The following is a 17,964-nucleotide window of genomic DNA, read 5'->3' on the forward strand; positions in this document are numbered from 1 at the left end:
AGGGGGCGGGGAGGAGGGGTGACCTGTTGCGCAGCCCACCAGTGCGCAGATCCCCGCCGACGGTGGCGCTGATGAACGGGGACTAAAGCCTGCAGAGTGTTCTGAGAGAGCACGCTGCCATACGGCGTTCGTTATCGAGGTTGAGTGGGGCTGACAACGCCGAGACGGGCGGAAAAGGCCCACTCAACCTCGGTTGCGAACGTCCCTACGCTGCGACCCGGGCATTCGACTGCGCAAGCAGCGCGACCGAGCGCAGACGCGCCTCCGTCTGCAGCGACCCGTGCGCGACGATGACCTCGTCGGCGTCGGCCGAGCGGGCGAAGTCGGCGACGTAGTCGGCCACCTGGTCGCCGGTGCCGACACCGGTGTAGGTGGTCATGCTCGCAACGTGTGCGCCGATCGGCGCGCTGAGCAGGGCGTCGAGTTCTTCGTCGTCGAAGGTCTGGCCAACAGGGATCTGGCCGCTCTGGCGCAGCAGCATCATCAGGCGGGCGCGCTTCGTCTGCGCGAATTGCTCCTGCGCATCCTCCTCGGTGTCGGAGGCAATCGCGTTCACGCCGACGATGACGTAGGGGGTGTCGAGCTGCTCGGAGGGGCGGAAGCCGCGGCGGTACTCGGCAACGGCCTGGTGCAGAGCATCCGGAGCGAAGTGCGAGGCGAAGGCGTAGGGCAGGCCGAGCGCGGCGGCGAGCTGCGCGCCGAAGAGCGACGAGCCGAGGATGTAGAGCGGGACTCGGGTGCCGGCGCCGGGAGTGGCGCTCACGCCAGGGATTCGGGACTCGCCGGCGAGGAACGCTTGCAATTCGAGCACGTCCTGCGGGAAGCGTTCGGAGGAGTCGGGGTCGCGTCGCAGGGCGCGGAACGTGGCCTGGTCGCTGCCGGGCGCGCGGCCAAGCCCGAGGTCGATCCGACCCGGGTGCAGTGTCTCGAGGGTGCCGAACTGCTCGGCGATGGTGAGGGGGGAGTGGTTCGGGAGCATGACGCCACCGGAGCCGAGGCGGATGGTCGAGGTCTGCGAGGCGACGTGGGCGATGAGCACCGAGGTCGCGCTGGAGGCGATGCTCGCCATGTTGTGGTGCTCGGCGTACCAGACGCGGCGGTAGCCGTTCCGCTCGGCCTCCTGGGCCAGGGCGACGGAGGCGGCGAAGCTGTCGCGGGCGGTCTCGCCGGGGGCGATGGGGGCGAGGTCGAGGATCGAGAGGGGAACGCTCATGCAGACGCCAACGCCAGCGACCGCCCTGGTGTTCCCGCCGCGGGCGGAGGGTGTCAGGCTTCCGGGATGTCGCGGTCGTAGGTCTTCAGCGTCACGGCCTCCGGCTCGGGTCCGCCGCGCACGCCGGTCTCGAGGCCGTCGATCCGGGTGAGTTCGGGGCCGGTGAGCGCGAAGTCGAACACGTCGATGTTCTCGGCGATGCGCTCGGGCCGCGTCGACTTGGGGATGACCTGGCGTCCCTCCTGAAGATGCCAGCGCAGCATGACCTGCGCCGCCGACTTGCCGTACTTGGCGCCGAGGTCGAGGAGCAGTGGGTCATCGAAGCTGCGGCGGGGGGAGTTGCGGTAGGACGTGATCCCGCCAATCGGCGACCAGGCTTGGGTGAGGATGTCGTGCTCGCAGCCGAAGCGCTCCACTCCACGCTGCTGGAAGTAGGGGTGCACCTCGAGCTGGTTCACCGCGGGAACGACGTCGGTCTCGGCAAGCAGGCGGGTGAGGTGCTCGACCATGAAGTTGCTGACCCCGATCGCGCGCACGCGGCCGTCGGCGAGCAGTGTCTCGAGGGCGCGGTAGGCGTCGAGGGTCCGCTCGAAAGCGCTCGGGAGGGCCTGGTGCAGGATCAGGAGGTCGATCCGCTCGACACCGAGCTTGCCCGCGCTCTTGTCGAAGGCGTGCAGCGTCTTGTCGTAGCCGTAGTCGCTGATCCACACCTTTGTCTCGACGAAGACATCGTCGCGGCCGGCGATCGCCTCGCCCACCTCGCGCTCGTTTCCGTAGGCGGCGGCAGTGTCAATGTGCCGGTAGCCGGCATCGAGCGCGGCGCTGACGGCGGCGCGCGTCTCGTCGGGCGGAGTCTGAAAGACGCCGAGTCCGAGGGCGGGAATCTCGACACCGTTGTGGAGAGTGAATGTATTCATCACCCCACGCTACGTCTGTCGGGCGCGTTGAGGTGCCCGAGAATGCTGCTTGCCGAGCGAATCGGCGACATTCTTGGGCAACTCAGGACCATTCGGGTTGCGACGTGGCGCGGGGGTAACGGGAATACGCGGTTTAGCGTGGCGGGATGCAGCCGAAGTGGGAGTCGATGACCATCGAGGGTCCGTCGGACGGCATGGATGAGCCGCTGGGTACGAAGGAGAAGTTTTGGCTCGTCGAAGAGAGCGATCTCTGGCTCTTCAAATTCGCGCGCCAGCGAGGCGGCGAGACCCGGGGCGAGGACTGGGCGGAATGGGTCTCCTTTCATCTGGCGCGACTACTGGCGGTCCCCTGCGCTCAGGTGAGGCCGGCCACGGTGGGCGGACGCCGCGGCATTATGTCGAGAAACGTCATCGAGCGAGACAAGAGCCAGCGCCTCGAGATCGGCAACAGCCTCCTGAGCCAGTCCGACCGGCACTACGACCCGACTCGGCGGCGACCTAACGAGCGCTACACCGTTGAGGCCGTCCGACGGGCGCTCGACGGAGTCGATGCTCCCGCGGGCTTCGGCGCCGTCGCCGGAATGAGTGGCTTCGACGTCTGGGCGGGCTACCTTTTGTTCGACGCCTGGGTCGCTGGGCGGGATAGGCACGACGAGAATTGGGCTGTCATCGCCGGTCGCGGACACCGTATGCTCTCGCCGTCGTTCGACCACGGCAATGCGCTCGGATTTCAGGAGACTGAGGAGAAACGAGCCGCGTGCCTCGCGGACTCAGCGTTATTCGACAGGTGGGTTCAAAAGGGGAGGAGCCATCACTTCGCAGGTAAGCCTCTGCTGGTCGACGTTGCAAGGGACGCTCTCGAGTTGGCAGCACCGAACGCCCGCGACTTCTGGTTGGCGCAGCTCAGTGCTGTCGACCCGTCCGCGGTACGCGAGATTCTCACGGCGGTCCCTACAGGCCTGATGTCGGCGGCATGCGCTAGTTTCACGGAAGGACTGTTGGACACGACACGGAGGAGGATCCTCGATGACTCTTCTCGCTGATCGACCCAGTGCTCGTCCGGCCCGCGGCCTCCGCGAGCTGCTGCTGGTCTGGCAGAATCCGCGCACCCGCCGCTTCCTGCGCGCCGCGGTGCTCTCCGTTGGTGCCGAGGGCTTTGTTTTCCGCTATGAACCGGAGGCGGTGTCGGACGAGGACTTCTTCCCGCTCGCCGAGTTCCCCGAATTGCAGGGGGAGTACACGAGCCCTTCGCTTCCGCCGTTCTTCGCGAATCGTGTGATGTCCTCGGAGCGAGGCTCTTACGACGACTATCTCGCTTGGTTAGGGCTCGATGCCGCATCCCCCGACCTCCCGGTCGAGATCATGGTGCGCACGGGCGCGGAGCGAGCGACTGACACCTTCCATGTCATCGAGAAGCCAGTCCGCACAGCCGAGATCTTCGTCGGCCGTTTCTTCGTCTCCGGGGTACGCCACCGGCCGGAGCACCCGCAGTCCGTCCTGCGCCTCGAACCAGGCGCCGGGCTGGTCCTCGTGCCCGATCCCGGTAACGCCCTCAACGCGGATGCCTACACGGTGGCGACGGAATCCGGCGAGTCGATCGGCTGGGTGCCGGACTGGCTGTGCGGCGAGATCGCCGGGCTCGCCGCGGCGGGCTGGGAGTTTGAGGCGGTCGCCGAGAAAGTGAGCCCGGAGGCGCCGGCGCACGTGCAGGTGCTCTGCCGCGTCACCGCGACTCTCCGCCGCTGAGTGGCACGCGGGCTCAGCTCGCGGCGGCCTCGTGGGCGGTGTCGTGAGTGGTGTCGGCCGCGCCCTCGCGGTCGAAGCGGTCGCGGCTGAAGACCTGGTCAGCCGTCGTGAGGGCGAGGCCGATCACTCCGGCGAGTTCGCCCAGGTCAGACGTGTGGATCGTTAGGTGCCGAGTCGCCAGCGGATGCGTCCGCAGGTACACGCGCTCGCGCAGGCCCGACATCAGTACCTCGCCGCAGTCGCCGAGCTGGCCCGAGACGACGATGGTGCGCGGATTGAGGATGTTGACGAGGTCGGCGACCGCCTCGCCCAGCACGCGGCCGGCCTGGCGCACGGCCTGGGTGGCGCGCATGTCGCCGCGGAGGACGCGGGCGGTGACATCGGCGACGTGGGTAATGGAGGGGTCGTCGGCGGAGAGATCGCGCACCAGCGCCCATCCGCTCGCGTAGGCCTCGACGCAGCCGACGTTGCCGCACCGGCAGGGCAGCGGATCGGCGTCGACCGTGCCAGTGACCGCGCGGGTGTGGCCGATGTCGCCGGCGGCCCCCACTGCTCCGCGGATCGTCGCACCATTGAAAACGAGGCCCGAGCCGATACCGGTGCCGAGCTTGAGGCTGATCAGGTTGTCGGAGCCGTGGTGCCGTGATTCGGCGAGGGCGCGGGCGTTCGCGTCGTTCTCGATGACGACCTGGACGCCGGGGAACGGCGCGTCGAAGTAGCCGGCGATGTCGAAGTCGTCCCAGCCGGTCATGATCGGCGGGTTGCGTACCCGTCCGGCGGCGAACTCGACGGGGCCGGGAACGCCGATGCCGATTCCCGCGACCGCGTCGCCCTGCCGGAGCCGCTCGAAGGCGGCAAGTACGGGCGTGAGGACGGCGTCGGGACCCTCCCACACGTCGACGACGCCGTTCTCGTGCCGAAGAGGCGTGCCGCGCAGGTCGCAGGCGGCGACCACGAAGCCGCTCGCGCCGATATCGGCGGTGAGGAACACGGTGCCGACGAGGTTCATCGCGAACATGCTCGAGGGGCGCCCGCCGGTGGATTCGCCGCCGGCGGTGGGAGCGATCAGACCGAGTTCCACGAGTGTCGCGAGGCGCTGGTTGACGGTGGAGCGGGAGAGGCCGGTCTGCTCCATCACGGCGTTGCGCGAGATTTCGCCCTGCTCGCGGAACAGCGCGAGGACGTCCGCCACATGCGACCCGGTCTCACCGGTCGTGTACACCGTCATCGGCGCCCCCTTCTGTCACGGTCAGCGTACAGGGCTGCCGAAGAAAAACAGGAAGTAGTCGTACTTTCGTATTGCCATAACGCGAAAGGGGGGATAGTTTTCACACATCGGCACGCAGTGGTGCCCCAGATCTTCAAGGATGACGATGTCTTCACGGATGACGAACCGCACAGCGCGCCGACTCCTTCCGGTGCTCGCACCGGTGGGCGCCCTCGCCCTCCTCCTCACCGGCTGCGCCTCCTCCGGGGGCGACGCGGCCTCCGGAGGGTCCGGATCGGCCAAGGTCGCCGCGGTCATCAAGGGCCTCGATAATCCCTTCTTCCAGGCGATGGAGAACGGCATCGAGGACACCGCGACCGAGAGCGGAGTCGATGTCTCGGTGCAGGCCGCCGCCGACATCGGCGACACCACCGGCCAGGCCGACAAGCTCACCACCGTCGCCGGCCAGGACTTCGGCTGCCTGATCGTCAATCCAATCAGCGGCACGAACCTCGTGCAGGCCCTCGCCTCGGCGACTGGCAAGGCAATCGTCAACATCGATAGCCCGCTGGACCCCGACGCGGTCACGGCCGCGAACCTCGAGGTGACCACCTACATCGGCACCGACAACAAGGCTGCGGGGGGCAAGGCAGGCGACTTCCTCCTCGAGCAGCTGCCCGCCGGCTCCGAGGTCGCCGTCATCGGCGGAGTCTCGGGCGACGTCACCAGCGCGGCTCGCGTCGATGGCTTCACCGCGGCGATCGGCTCCGACCTGACCGTCGTGCAGGAGGCGGCCGCCGACTGGAAGCGCGAGGTCGCGCTGACCAAGGCGACGGACATCCTCGCCGCGAACCCCACCGTGACGGCGTTCTTCGCCGCGAACGACGACATGGGCCTGGGCATCGTCAAGGCCGTCGAGAACGCGGGCCTCACCGGCTCCGTGAAGGTGGTCAGCGTCGACGGCAACAAGGATGCGTTGCAGTCAGTGAAGGACGGCGGGCTCACCGCGACCGTCGCCCAGTACCCCTACGCGATCGGCCAGCTCGGCGTCCAGGCGTGCGAGGCGGTACAGGGCGGCAAGAGCATCCCCGCCCAGATCGAGTCGCCGACCGCGCTGGTGACCAGCGAGAGCGCCGACCAGGCCCTCAGCGCCTTCCCGCAGCCGTTCGAGGAGTTCGACAACCCGCTGGCCGCGCTCGTTGCGAGCAAGTAGGCCCTCCGTGCCCACCCAGGAAGCGACTATGACCACAGTCCCCGCCCGTCCGCAGGCGAGCGCGTCCCCGCTGCTCGCGAACGTCCGTCAGCTCAGCTTCTGGGCCGAGAACGCCGCTCCGATCGGGCTCGTCGCCCTCGTGATCGTGTTCTCGATCGCGACACCCACGTTCCTCAGCCTCGGCAACATCAAGGCGATGCTCGTCGCCGCGGCGATCCTGGTGATCCTCTCGATTGGCCAATCGTTCGTTATTACGACCGGAGGCATCGACCTGTCGATCTCGGCGACGATGACCGTGGGCGCGGTCGGCTTTGGCCTCGCTTGGAGCGCCGGTTGGGGCTTCTGGCCCGCGGCGCTCGCGGCCCTCGCGTTTGCGGGATTGATCGGAGTGATCAACGGCGTCCTCATCGCGAGGGGCAAGGTCACCGACTTCATCGCCACCCTCGGCACACTCTCGGTGGCGACCGGCCTCGCGCTGATCGTCTCCGACGGCAAGCCGATCACGGTCGGCAGCCCGGAGCTGCTTCGCCTTACCACCGGCTCGATCGGGATCATCGGCTACCCGATCATCCTCGCGGCGGTCATCGGAGTCGTCGCGTGGGTCGTCATGTTCCGCACCCGCTTCGGGCTGCACGTGCAGGCGGTCGGCGGCAATGAGGAGAGTGCGGTCGCCAACGGCATCAAGGCCGGACGGGTGCGTATCGCGGTGTACATCATCGCGGCGGTGCTCGCCGGAATCGGCGCGCTGCTCCTCGTCGCCCGGGTTGGAGCGGCCGAGCCGGCGATCAATACGCAGTACCTGCTTAACTCCATCGCGGCCGTCGTGCTCGGCGGAGTGAGCCTGACCGGCGGCACGGCCAAGATCGTCGGCCCGATCATCGGAGCGTTCCTCCTGACCGCGCTCACCAACGGCCTGACCCTGCTCGGTGTCTCGCAGTTCTACCAGCCGCTCGCCGTCGGACTGGTGGTCGTGCTCGCCGCCCTCATTACCCGCTACCAGAAGAAGTGAGCCCAGCCATGACCAGCGACATCCTGCTCGAAGCGCGGGACATCAAGAAGTCCTTCGGCGGCGTGCACGCGCTCAAGGGAGCCTCGATGGCGATGCGCCGGGGCGAGATCACCGCCCTGATCGGCGACAACGGCGCGGGCAAGTCCACCCTCGTCCGCTGCCTCTCCGGGGTGCACCCGGCCGACTCCGGCACCATCACTCTTGACGGCGAGGTGGTGCACTTCACCTCACCGCTCGGCGCCCGCGACGGCGGCATCGAGACCGTGCACCAGACCCTCGCCCTGGTCGAGGACCTGACCGTCTGGCAGAACTTCTTCCTCGGGCGCGAGCTGACGTCAGGCGTGCCCGGCCTGCGGTTCCTCGACCGCCAGCAGATGAAGAAGACCGCTCAGGAGTTGCTTGGCGACCTCGCCGTCAACGTCCCGCCGGTCACCAGCAAGGTGCGCCGTCTCTCCGGTGGCCAGCGCCAGGCGGTTGCCATTGCCCGGGCCGCCGGCTGGGGCAGCAAGATCGTCATCATGGACGAGCCGACCGCGGCGCTCGGCGTGCAGGAGACGGCGCGGGTCGAGAAGATCATCCTGAAACTGCGCGACGCCGGAGTCGCGGTGCTGCTGATCAGCCACAACTTCGACCAGGTCATGCGCCTGAGCGATCAGGTGTGGGTGATGCGCGCCGGACTCGCCGTGGCGGGGCGCCGCACTGCCGAGACCAGCGGCGACGAACTCGTCTCGTTGATCACCGGCGCGAAGGCCGCGTGATGCTGCCCGAGTTCCTGCATCGGGGGAGCACGTCGCGCTCGTCGCCGATCGGTGTGCACGCGGGGCTGCTCGTGGGCGACTGGACGCCGGAGTCGGCTCGCCGGGCGATCGGCACGGCAGCCTCGATCGGCTTCGATCTGATCGAGATCCCGGCGCCCGAGGGTCCCTCGCCCTGGACGGGCGACCTGCTCGACGAGCACGGGATCGACGCGGTCGTCTCGCTCGCGCTGGACGCCGACTCCGACATCACCGACGCCGCCACCGCTGTGCGCGGTGAAGAGCGGCTGCTCGCCGCGGTGCGCTTCGCTGAGGAGATCGGCGCGCGCTACGTCGGCGGAGTCACCTACTCCGCCATGCGCAAGTACGAGCACGCGGCCGACGCGGCGGCCCGCTCGCGTTCGCTCGACGTGCTGCGGAGGGTCGCCGCGGCGGCCGCTCCCTCCGGCATCGCGTTGGGCGCCGAGTACGTCAACCGGTACGAGAGCAACCTGCTGAACACGGCCGCCCAGACCGCTGCGTTCCTCCGCGAGCTCGACGCGCCCAACATGCTGCTGCACCTCGACACGTTCCACGCCCACCTCGAAGAGGTCGACCTCCCGGCCGCCGTCCGCGACGCGGGCGACCTGCTCGGCTACGTGCACGCCTCCGAGAACCACCGCGGAGAACTCGGCACGGGGAGCACCGACTGGACCGGCCTCGCGGCGGCGCTCGCCGCCTCCGGCTACCGTGGACCGCTCACCCTCGAGAGCTTCTCGCCGCGCATCCAGCCGACGGCTTCGGCCGAGGGGATGAGCCTGTGGCGGGAGCTCTGGCACGACCCTGTCGCCCTCGCGACCTCCGGTCACGCGTTCCTCGTGGGCCTTCTCGACACTGACCTCGCGGCCTGACGCCGACCCTCGAACCCGCCGACCCTCGAACCCAGCCGCCCTTGAAACAAGGAGTATCACCATGCCCACGAACCCTCTCGGAGTGCACGCGCTCGTCTTCGCCGGCGGCACCACCCCCGACGAAGTCACTGCCACGATCGAGCAGACAAAGGCCGCCGGATTCGACCTGCTCGAGCTCTCGCTGCACGACGTCGCCAATCTCGACACCGACTCCGCCCGCGCCGCCCTCGAGGCCAACGACCTGGGCATCGTCTGCTCGCGCGGACTCGCTTTCTCGGCCGACGTCTCCAGCGACGACCCGGACGTGGTGGCCCGCGGCGCGACGCTGCTCGCCGACTCCCTCGAGACCACCCACGCGCTCGGCGGCACCCACTTCACCGGCGCCCTCTACAGTGCGCTCGGCAAGTACAGCGCACCCCTCTCGGCGGCGGGCCGCGCGAACGTGGTCTCGGTGTTGACCGACCTCGCCGCGGAGGCATCCGGCAAGGGCATGACCCTCGGCCTGGAGATCTGCAACCGCTACGAGACGAACGTCATCAACACCGCCGCCGACGCACTGCGACTCGCCGACGACATCGGCGCGGACAATGTGCTGATTCACCTCGACACGTACCACATGAACATCGAGGAGGACGATTTCTTCCGCCCGGTGCTGCTCGTCGGGGATCGCCTCGGCTATGTCCACATCGGCGAGAACCATCGCGGCTACCTCGGCAGCGGCCACCTCGACTTCACGAGCTTCTTCCACGCGCTGGCCGCCATTGACTACCGCGGACCGATCACCTTCGAGTCGTTCTCGTCGGCCGTCGTCTCGCCGACTCTCTCGAATGACCTCGCGGTGTGGCGAAACCTGTGGAATGACGGCCCGGCGCTCGCCCGCCACGCCCACGCGTTCCTGGTGAACGCGTTGGAGGGGACGCGTGGCGACGCCTGAGTTCGAGGCGCCCGGCGTTGACGAGCTGGCCCGGCGCGCGCTTGCGCTGACCGGCCCCGGACGCCGCGCGATCGTCGCCATTGCCGGGAGTCCGGGAGCGGGAAAGACCACGCTGGCCCGCGCAGTCGTCGCCCGCGCAAACGAGATCGCGGGGGAGGGGACGGCGGCCTTCGTCCCGATGGACGGCTTCCACCTCGCTAACGCCAGGCTCGACGAGCTCGGCCGTCACGACCGCAAGGGCGCTCTCGATACCTTCGACGGCTGGGGTTTCCTCGCCCTCGTGCGGAGGCTGCGCGCCGAGACCGACCACGTGGTCTACGCGCCCACCTTCGAGCGCACGGTCGACGAGGGAGTGGCGGGGGCGCTCGCCGTGCAGCCGGCCGCGTCGCTCGTGGTGCTGGAGGGCAACTACCTGCTGGTGGACGAGGGTCCCTGGGCGCTGTTGCGCGCCGAGTTCGACGAGGCATGGTTCTGCGCGACGCCCGAGGCCGAGCGCTTCGAGCGCCTGGTCGACCGGCACGTCTCGTTCGGGCGGGCCCCGGAGGCGGCGTCCGCTTGGGCATCCGAGGTTGACGGCGCTAATGCGCTGCTGATCGAGGCGACGCGTGAGCGTGCCGATCTGGTCGTGTCGGGGACGGCGGCGGGCGTGGTCTGACGCACAACGTCGGCTGAGAGGCCGTCTCACCCCCGACGGTGGACGAGGAGGCTTCTCAGCCGACGTTGTGCGGTGCGTCACGCCACCGAGCGCTGCGGCAGCCGACGGACGACCGGCTGGGGCGGGAACGGTAAGTTCGGCCGAAACACTGTCAACGAGGGCGTTCTCGCTTCTCTCCTACCGCCGACTGGCACGTTTCGGCCCTTGCAGTGGCGAGGTAGACACCCGGTGTATTCACCGCGCGTAGTGTTCCTGGCCATGGACACCACCCTCACGATGCTCGGCCTTCTCGGCTCCGGGCCGACCCACGGCTACGACCTCAAGAGCAGCTATGACAAGCTGTTCGCCGCCGCTCGCCCGATCGCGTTCGGGCAGGTCTACTCCGCGCTCTCCCGCCTTGCCCGCGATAAGTACGTCGTCCTGGCCGGCGAGGAGGCGGGCCAGGGGCCGGACCGCAAGCGCTACGAGATCACCCCGCTGGGACGCGACCGCCTCCGGACCTGGCTTTTCACGCCGGATGCTCCCGCACCCGGTCTGCAAAGCAATCTCTACGCCAAGGCCGTGATCGGACTGGTCCTCGGCGACGACGCCGAGCGTCTGCTCGACCTCCAGAAGATCGAGCACCTCGACCGCATGCGGGAGATCACGCGGAGAAAGCGCGACGCCGACCTGGTCACTGTGCTGCTCTGCGACCACGCTCTTCTCCACATCGACGCAGATCTCCGCTTCATCGATCTGACCGTCGCGCGGCTCAGCGAGCTCCGCCGGGAGGTCCTCGCGTGAGCGAGCCGATGGTCGTCCTCGGCTCCCACCGATCGCCGGTGCTCGCCGCCAGCGGACTCCGGCTCTCGTTCGGCCTCTCCAAGGCGGTCCGCGGCATCGACGTTGAGATCGAACGTGGCGAGTGCGTCGCCGTCATGGGCCCGTCGGGTTCCGGAAAATCGACTCTTCTCCATTTGCTCGCCGGCGTGCTCGTTCCGGACGAGGGCGAGGTTCGCTTCGGTGACCTCGTCGTCTCCGACCTCTCCGAGGCCGATCGGGCGCGGCTGCGGCTGCGCGAGTTCGGTTTCGTCTTCCAGTTCGGTCAGCTCATCCCCGAACTCTCCGCACTGGACAACGTCAGCATCCCCCTTCTCCTCAGCGGTATGCCTCGTCGGCGGGCGATGACACAGGCGCGAGCTCAGCTCGACCAGCTGCGCGTGGCCGACCACGCACACAAGCTGCCCACCGAGCTCTCCGGTGGGCAGGCTCAGTGCGTCGCCATCGCTAGGGCTCTGGTGACGGCACCCGCCGTCCTGTTCGCGGATGAGCCGACGGGCGCCCTCGATTCGCTCGTCGCCGAGTCGGTGATGGAGACGCTCACAGACGTCGCCCGCGTCAACCGGACGACGCTCGTGATCATCACGCACGATGCCCGCACCGCCTCCTACACCGACCGCGAGATATTCGTGCGCGACGGCCGGGTCACGACCGGCGACGCCCGACGACAGGACCGATGATGACGAACGACTTCGAGCTTCTGCGTACTCTTTCAGCCGGTGATCGTGCTAATCGTCGACGCCTCGTCGCAGTTGTGGCCTGCGCAGCCCTCGGCCTCGTCCTGGTGATGCTGCTGTGGAGCGCGGCCGACGCTCTGCACGAGCGGACGACCCGCAGCGCATGGCTCGATGTCGGCAACGACGCCGAAGTCGTTTCGGGACTGCAAGTGCCGCTGAGAGACGGGGCTCACGTAGCGGACTCCATCTCCGCGATCTCGAGCATCGATTACGTGCGTGGCCTGCCTATCCTCGAGCTCGACGTCGCGGTGACCGGCTCTCCTGCTCTCCGCCTACCGGGCGGACTTCCCCTGCCCGAGCCTGGCGAGTACGTCGCGTCGCCCGCGCTCCAGCGGCTCATTGCTGCCCTGCCAGCGAATGAGCTCGGTGATCGCTACGGCACTCCCGTCGGCGTTCTGCCGACCGGTGTGCTCGAGGGCGATGAGACCCTGGCGATCGTGCGAGGAAAGACCAATGCCGCCGTGCAGGCCGCTGGTGGGTACTCCGTGGCGGGGTGGTCCTCGGACTCGTTCGCGTCGGCCGCTTATGACGGGATCGCTGTGGCTGGATCATTCGCCCTGCTGCTGCCGGTGCTGATGCTCCTCGCCTCGATCACTGATCTGGGCGGGGCGCAACGCGCCGAACGTCTGGCGACCCTCCGTCTTCTCGGAGCGACTCCCTGGCGGGTCGCCCGTTTGGCTGCGCTCGAGGTCGCACTCCTCGCTCTCGTCGGAGGCATGGCGGGGGCTGCTGCCTTCAGCGTGCTCTCGTCGGTCCTGCGCCTGTCTATGCCCGCCGACCGTGTCGTCGTTGCGGGCCTGGTACCGGGCTTCGATGTCCGCGCACTGCTGGTGGTGGGGGCTGTCGTCATCGGGTCCGCGCTCGTTGCCGGCGCCCGAGCTCTGGCCGGGAGGATAGGCCCCCTCGGTCAGCAACGCCCTCTGATCGAGCGGCGCCCGTCGCTCCTGCGTCTCGTGCCCCTCGCCGTCGGCTTATTCGGCCTGATCCTGATCGTCCTCCGCCACCCCGCCGTCACCGACGCCTCCGCGGACACCCGCTCGCAGGAGACGGCGGCACTCGCGATCTGCGTGCTGCTTGTCGCCTCAGGGCTCCTCTCGGCCGGTCCGATTTTGCTGCACGCCGGCGCACGGATCGCAGTCCCGGTCGCCCGCGGCGCAGCTGCCACGCTCGCGCTGAATCGGCTGGTGCGCAACCCGCGGAAGGCGTTCCGCGGGGTCGGCGGCGTGGCGGCAGCGGTGTTCGTCTCCGCCCTCGTCTCGGGAGGGATGAGCGTCGCGGTCGATCCGCCGACGAGCAGCACGACGACCACGATGGTCTCTGCATTCCTGGACGCGGATGACTCCTCAAACGGGGCTCTCGACACGGACAAGGTGGACCGCTGGCGCAGCATCCCGGGACTGACGGGGGTAGCGCTGGGAGTGAGGAGCGACGAGGACAGCCTCCGATTCGTCGTGCGAGGTGAGGACGCAGCCGCTCTGGGTCTGGTGCCGGCTGAAGGCTCGCTCTCGGTCGATCTCGGCGGTCTGTACGGCCAGTCCTTCGCAGCGACTCCCGTTCCGGACATTGTGCGCGGCCGTCCTGGCGTTGTCGTCATCGGGACGGACGGTTCGGCAGAGGCGACCGACCGGGCTCGCACGCTCCTGCTCTCCTCCGGCCTGCCCGTCCGTCTCGTCCTCCACACGCCCGCTGAACGGGCGAACCAGCCCTCCCTGCTCCAGGACCAGCGATTCAAGGACTTGGCGGTCCCGGCGCTCCTCTTCCTCTCCGTTACAGCAGGCCTGACGCTCGCGACGAACACCGTCGCGCAGCTGCTCGATCGCCGCCGTCTCCTCGCGTTGCTGCGGCTGACGGGAATGCCGCTCAGTGCGCTGCGGCGGGTGCTTGCGCTTGAGACCGCCCTGCCTTTCGTCCTCGCTGTCGCCGCAGCCGCGATCGCGGGTGCCGTGTGCGCGGAGGTCGTCGTCCAGGCCGTCAGTGCAGGAAGGCACATCGACGGTCCAGGCGTGGCCTTGGTCGCCGTGATTGTCGCCGTCGCGGCGCTCCTGCTGCTCTCGCTCGCCGTCACCTTCCGCGCCGCCCGTACCGCGACGCTGCCGAGTTCCATCCGCTTCGAGTAGCGCACAAGCGCTCTTTCTGATCTGCCGACGGACTCGTCGGTGCCTTCAACGCGCCTCAATGCTGGCGCAACAACGATCGACAGATAAGGAACAATCATGACCTCCTCGCCTTTCACCCTTTCCGGCCGGGCTGCCTCGCTCCTGGGGAGCGTGCTGATCGCCACGACCCTGCTTACCGGCTGCAGCTCATCGGGGCAGCAGCTGGAGTCCTCATCCGATTCGACTGGCGGATCGTCCTCGACGATGACCAAGGAGCGTGCCCTGTCGCTCCGAGGTGATTCCGAGCGGAAGGACGCCGAGTGGAGTGAGAAGTTCACCGCCTGCCTGGCACGAAACGGCGTCGCGGACACCGGGCCGGCGAAGAACAGCGATCCTCGTGCCGCCACAGTGTCGAAGGATTGCCAAAGCGAAGTGGGAGACCCCGAGCCCCTCACTCCGGAGGAGCAGGCGGCCGTCCGCATGCTCACCCAGCTCACGTTCGAATGCCTCCGCAAGAACGGCGCGAACATTCCGGATCTGACCCCCTCCGGCGACTGGAACGACTTCCCCGTCGACTTCGACTGGAAGCAGTTCGAGGTCTGCGCCGACGGCGGCGACCAGTGACCGCCTCACGGAGACGAGTCGCGGTCATCGCCGCCGCTCTCATGCTGACGGCAGCCGGTTCACTCGCCGTGTGGACCGTTGCGAGCAGCGCTCGTCCTGACTCCGCTCCCGCTCCCGTGCCGCCTGCATATGTCGCGCAGGTCAGGTCGACCACCCTCGCGACGACTCAGCGTCTGACCGGAGACCTCCGACATCCCGCCCTTGCGACTCTGACGGCGCGTTCGGCGGGAACGCTGACTGCGGTGCCCGCCGCTACGTCCGAGCCCGCGCCGGGGGACGTGCTCTTCCGCGTCGATACGAGCCCGGTGGTTCTGCTCGGGGGATCGTTCCCCGTTTGGCGCGATCTCTCGCAGGGAGCGAAGGGGGAGGACGTGCTCCAGCTCGAGCGCAATCTCGCTGATCTCGGCTACTTCTCCCGTGTCCCGGATGAGGAGTTCCTCGAGCCCACGACGGAGGCCGTGAAGAAGTGGCAGAAGGCGATTGGCGTCTCCGAGACCGGCGTCGTGTCTCAGTCCTCGATCGTGTTCGTCCCGGAGCCGGCGCGCGTCGGGTCGACGTCGACCGCTCTGGGTGCCGTCGTCGATGCCAGCACGGTAGTCGCCGCCCTCACCACTCGGATGCCCTCCGTGGCAGTGAAGGTGCCGCTCGCGAAGCAGGCGCTCGCGACCGTCGGTTCTTCGGTCACCGTGACCCTCATGGACGGTAGGACGACCTCGGGTTCTATCAGCTCCGTCGGACAGCCGGTGGCCGAGGCAGGCAAGCAGTCCGACTCCGGTGGCCAGAGCGTCCCTGACCGCTTCGTCCCCATCGAGATCGCCCTGACCGATCTTGCACAGCTCGGTGCCGTCCAGGAGGGGCCGGTCGCCGTGGATCTCGTCGGCGAGCGGCACGAGAACGTTCTCGCGGTTCCCGTGGATGCGCTGTTGGCTCAACCCGGCGGCGGTTTCGCCGTCGAGGTCGTGACCGATGGGGCGACACGCAGCACTGTGCCCGTCACGACAGGACTGTACGAGGACGCTCTCGTCGAGGTTTCAGGTGAAGGCTTGGCCGAGGGTACGACGGTGGTGTCGGCGCAGCCATGAGCAGCACACTGATCGAACTCGACGACATCGTCCGTGATCACGGCGCACCGCCGGTACGCGCGGTCGACCACATCTCACTCCGGATCGATCGAGGCGAGCTGATGGCGATCGTCGGCCCTAGCGGGTCGGGGAAGTCGAGCCTGCTCAACATCATGGGCCTGCTCGACCGGCCGACCTCTGGCAGCGTCCGTATCGAGGGAGTCGACATCGCCACACTGTCCGAGCGGCAGCTTTCCGGGCTCCGGGCCTCGACACTCGGCTTCGTCTTCCAGCAGTTCCACCTCGATGAGACCCTGACCGCCCTGGACAACGTCGCGAACGGAGCTCTCTACTCCGGTGTTCCGCGGCGCATCAGGAGGAGAGACGCAGACGCTGCGCTCGGACGTGTCGGGCTCGGGCATCGGCTCGATCATCGACCGCACCAGCTCTCCGGAGGGGAGAAGCAGCGCGTAGCCATCGCGCGTGCACTCGTCTCGCAGGCGCCGCTTCTTCTTGCCGATGAGCCGACGGGGGCCTTGGACTCCGTCTCCGGAGCCGGAGTCGTCGCTCTGCTCCGCGAGGTCAACGAGCGGGGTACGAGCGTTGTCGTGATCACCCACGATCATGCGCTCGCCGACAGTCTGCCGCGGGTCGTCGCCCTCCGAGACGGGCGGATTGACACCTGTGGAGCGACACCTGCCGAGGAGGTTCTGCCGTGAACCGCTCCCGACTCCTTCCTGTCGACCTTTTGCGCGCGGGCGCTTCTGGTCTGCGCTTCCGCCCCCTCCGAGCCGCTCTCTCCGCGCTCGGCATAGCGGTGGGAATCGCCGCGATGGTCGCCGTCGTCGGCATCTCCTCGACCAGCCAGGCCAAGCTCGGTCAGCAGCTCGATCTCCTCGGCACGAACCTCCTCACCGCGGGGGCTGCGGCGACCCCGGGAGCAGAGGTGGCACCTCTTGCGCCTAATGCCGTCGAAAGAGTCCTGAGGATCGAGGGAACGGAGGCAGCTTCGGCGACGTCATACCTCTCCACGACGAACGTCTACCGCAACTCCTTCGTCGATCCGGGACGCACTCGTGGCCTGATGGTGAGTGTCGCCGATCACCGGCTGCTCGAGGTGACGAAGAGCCGCCTCGCCGTCGGCCGATGGTTCGATACAGCCACCGAGGCCGTCCCCAGCGTGGTGCTGGGGTCGCAGGCCGCCCGAGTCCTCGGGATCGAGAAGGTCGGAACGGTTGTGTGGCTCGGGGGACACGACTTCACTGTGATCGGCCTCCTCGCTCCATCGCCGCTCGCCCCGGAACTCGATCTGAACGCCCTGGTACCGTCCTCTGTCGCGACCTCCGATCTGCACTGGGACGGCCGTCCGACGACGGTCTACGAACGCTCGGCCGACTCCGCCGTCGAGAGGATTCAGACGCTGATCGCTGCAAGCATCGATCCGCAGCATCCCCGCCACGTCGGCGTCACGCGTCCGTCGGACGCGTTGCACGCTCGCGCCGCGGTTGACGCTTCTTTCACCGGGCTGCTCCTCGGCGTCGGCTCAGTGGCACTGCTCGTCGGCGGGATCGGCGTCGCCAACACCATGGTGATCTCGGTTCTCGAGCGTCGGCGCGAAATCGGCCTGCGTCGGGCCCTGGGCGCCACCCGCGGTCACATCCGCGTGCAGTTCCTGATGGAGGCCTTCCTTCTCTCGCTCCTCGGCGGAGTCGGTGGTGTCGGGATCGGCGCGGGTGCCGTCGCCGTCTTCGCGACAACGAACGCGGCGCCTTTCACGGTCCCGATGGGGATCGTGCTCGCGGGCGTCGGATCGACTCTTGCGATCGGACTGCTGGCCGGGCTGTATCCGGCGGTGTCCGCGGCCCGCACACCGCCGGCGGTCGCGCTGACGACGTGACGGAGGTGCCCTGCGGAGAGACGGGTGGCGTGGAGGGCGGGTAAGGCTCTGGACAAGGACCGTCGAAAACAATAGATTTGCCTGTCGCAAGGCGAATAATCGTCGGAAGTTTTTTCTCAGCCCCGTGAGTGGGGTGCTCAGTGAAAAATGTGTGACCGCCCTCTGCCCTCTGCCACAGTCACACATTGGAG

19 protein-coding genes are annotated in these 17,964 nt (G+C 68.3%); 15 read left to right on the plus strand and 4 right to left on the minus strand.

The genetic code is table 11. The features are described from left to right. Nucleotides 1-205: 205 nt before the first annotated feature. Together B0H03_RS11530 and B0H03_RS11535 are read right to left on the minus strand one after the other, a co-directional pair. Nucleotides 206-1,213, minus strand: coding sequence for an LLM class flavin-dependent oxidoreductase (locus B0H03_RS11530; protein ID WP_104265742.1), 1,008 nt, complete (start codon nt 1,211-1,213; stop codon nt 206-208). Between the two features lie 53 nt (nt 1,214-1,266). After that, complete coding sequence (locus B0H03_RS11535; protein WP_104265741.1) at nt 1,267-2,130, minus strand: aldo/keto reductase; 864 nt, start codon at nt 2,128-2,130, stop codon at nt 1,267-1,269. Nucleotides 2,131-2,276: 146 nt separating this feature from the next. Between B0H03_RS11535 and B0H03_RS11540 the strand changes: the two genes are divergently transcribed. After that, nucleotides 2,277-3,173, plus strand: a complete 897-nt coding sequence (locus B0H03_RS11540; protein WP_104354379.1) for a hypothetical protein — start codon at nt 2,277-2,279, stop codon at nt 3,171-3,173. Then, the gene (locus B0H03_RS11545) at nt 3,157-3,876 is read left to right on the plus strand and encodes an HIRAN domain-containing protein (protein WP_104265739.1); all 720 of its coding nucleotides are present in this window, start codon (nt 3,157-3,159) and stop codon (nt 3,874-3,876) included. Before B0H03_RS11540 ends, B0H03_RS11545 begins: the two co-directional genes overlap by 17 nt. 13 nt (nt 3,877-3,889) lie before the next feature. On the opposite strand, the gene B0H03_RS11550 is transcribed toward B0H03_RS11545, so the two are convergent. Beyond that, a complete protein-coding gene (locus tag B0H03_RS11550) occupies nt 3,890-5,104 on the minus strand; it encodes an ROK family transcriptional regulator (protein ID WP_104265738.1) in 1,215 nt (404 codons plus the stop codon). Nucleotides 5,105-5,125: 21 nt separating this feature from the next. After that, on the minus strand, nt 5,126-5,275 hold the full coding sequence (locus B0H03_RS16625) for a hypothetical protein (protein WP_160487348.1): 150 nt from the start codon (nt 5,273-5,275) through the stop codon (nt 5,126-5,128). Here B0H03_RS16625 and B0H03_RS11555 point away from each other — a divergent pair. The 13 genes from B0H03_RS11555 to B0H03_RS11610 all read left to right on the plus strand — a co-directional run bounded on the left by B0H03_RS11555 (nt 5,262) and on the right by B0H03_RS11610 (nt 17,773). Beyond that, the gene (locus tag B0H03_RS11555; protein ID WP_104265737.1) at nt 5,262-6,296 is read left to right on the plus strand and encodes a substrate-binding domain-containing protein; all 1,035 of its coding nucleotides are present in this window, start codon (nt 5,262-5,264) and stop codon (nt 6,294-6,296) included. The two genes, B0H03_RS16625 and B0H03_RS11555, sit on opposite strands and share 14 nt — an antisense overlap. A 28-nt stretch (nt 6,297-6,324) precedes the next feature. After that, nucleotides 6,325-7,305 carry an ABC transporter permease gene (locus B0H03_RS11560; protein WP_104265736.1) on the plus strand — a complete coding sequence of 327 codons (981 nt, stop codon included), beginning with the start codon at nt 6,325-6,327 and terminating at the stop codon, nt 7,303-7,305. A gap of 8 nt (nt 7,306-7,313) precedes the next feature. Then, entirely contained in the window at nt 7,314-8,063 is a 750-nt protein-coding gene (locus B0H03_RS11565) for an ATP-binding cassette domain-containing protein (RefSeq protein WP_104265735.1), read from the plus strand. Continuing rightward, the gene (locus tag B0H03_RS11570) at nt 8,063-8,950 is read left to right on the plus strand and encodes a sugar phosphate isomerase/epimerase family protein (RefSeq protein WP_109714882.1); all 888 of its coding nucleotides are present in this window, start codon (nt 8,063-8,065) and stop codon (nt 8,948-8,950) included. Before B0H03_RS11565 ends, B0H03_RS11570 begins: the two co-directional genes overlap by 1 nt. A 61-nt stretch (nt 8,951-9,011) precedes the next feature. Beyond that, complete coding sequence (locus B0H03_RS11575; RefSeq protein WP_104265733.1) at nt 9,012-9,884, plus strand: sugar phosphate isomerase/epimerase family protein; 873 nt, start codon at nt 9,012-9,014, stop codon at nt 9,882-9,884. Further along, nucleotides 9,871-10,539, plus strand: coding sequence for a nucleoside/nucleotide kinase family protein (locus B0H03_RS11580; protein WP_104265732.1), 669 nt, complete (start codon nt 9,871-9,873; stop codon nt 10,537-10,539). Before B0H03_RS11575 ends, B0H03_RS11580 begins: the two co-directional genes overlap by 14 nt. A 258-nt stretch (nt 10,540-10,797) precedes the next feature. After that, nucleotides 10,798-11,322 carry a PadR family transcriptional regulator gene (locus B0H03_RS11585; RefSeq protein ID WP_104265750.1) on the plus strand — a complete coding sequence of 175 codons (525 nt, stop codon included), beginning with the start codon at nt 10,798-10,800 and terminating at the stop codon, nt 11,320-11,322. Then, complete coding sequence (locus B0H03_RS11590) at nt 11,319-12,038, plus strand: ABC transporter ATP-binding protein (protein ID WP_337189972.1); 720 nt, start codon at nt 11,319-11,321, stop codon at nt 12,036-12,038. Before B0H03_RS11585 ends, B0H03_RS11590 begins: the two co-directional genes overlap by 4 nt. Continuing rightward, nucleotides 12,038-14,212: an FtsX-like permease family protein gene (locus B0H03_RS11595; RefSeq protein ID WP_104265731.1), complete on the plus strand. Its 2,175-nt coding sequence runs from the start codon at nt 12,038-12,040 to the stop codon at nt 14,210-14,212. Before B0H03_RS11590 ends, B0H03_RS11595 begins: the two co-directional genes overlap by 1 nt. 96 nt (nt 14,213-14,308) lie before the next feature. Further along, a complete protein-coding gene (locus B0H03_RS16630; protein ID WP_160487349.1) occupies nt 14,309-14,815 on the plus strand; it encodes a hypothetical protein in 507 nt (168 codons plus the stop codon). Then, nucleotides 14,812-15,897, plus strand: coding sequence for a peptidoglycan-binding protein (locus tag B0H03_RS11600; RefSeq protein ID WP_160487350.1), 1,086 nt, complete (start codon nt 14,812-14,814; stop codon nt 15,895-15,897). The genes B0H03_RS16630 and B0H03_RS11600 overlap by 4 nt, the downstream gene beginning before the upstream one ends. Next, nucleotides 15,894-16,595, plus strand: coding sequence for an ABC transporter ATP-binding protein (locus tag B0H03_RS11605; protein ID WP_104265729.1), 702 nt, complete (start codon nt 15,894-15,896; stop codon nt 16,593-16,595). Before B0H03_RS11600 ends, B0H03_RS11605 begins: the two co-directional genes overlap by 4 nt. After that, a complete protein-coding gene (locus B0H03_RS11610) occupies nt 16,592-17,773 on the plus strand; it encodes an ABC transporter permease (RefSeq protein WP_068256664.1) in 1,182 nt (393 codons plus the stop codon). The genes B0H03_RS11605 and B0H03_RS11610 overlap by 4 nt, the downstream gene beginning before the upstream one ends. The last annotated feature ends 191 nt before the right edge of the window (nt 17,774-17,964 follow it).

Origin of the sequence: Rathayibacter iranicus NCPPB 2253 = VKM Ac-1602 (genome assembly GCF_003149025.1) — a bacterium.
Taxonomy (GTDB): domain Bacteria; phylum Actinomycetota; class Actinomycetes; order Actinomycetales; family Microbacteriaceae; genus Rathayibacter; species Rathayibacter iranicus.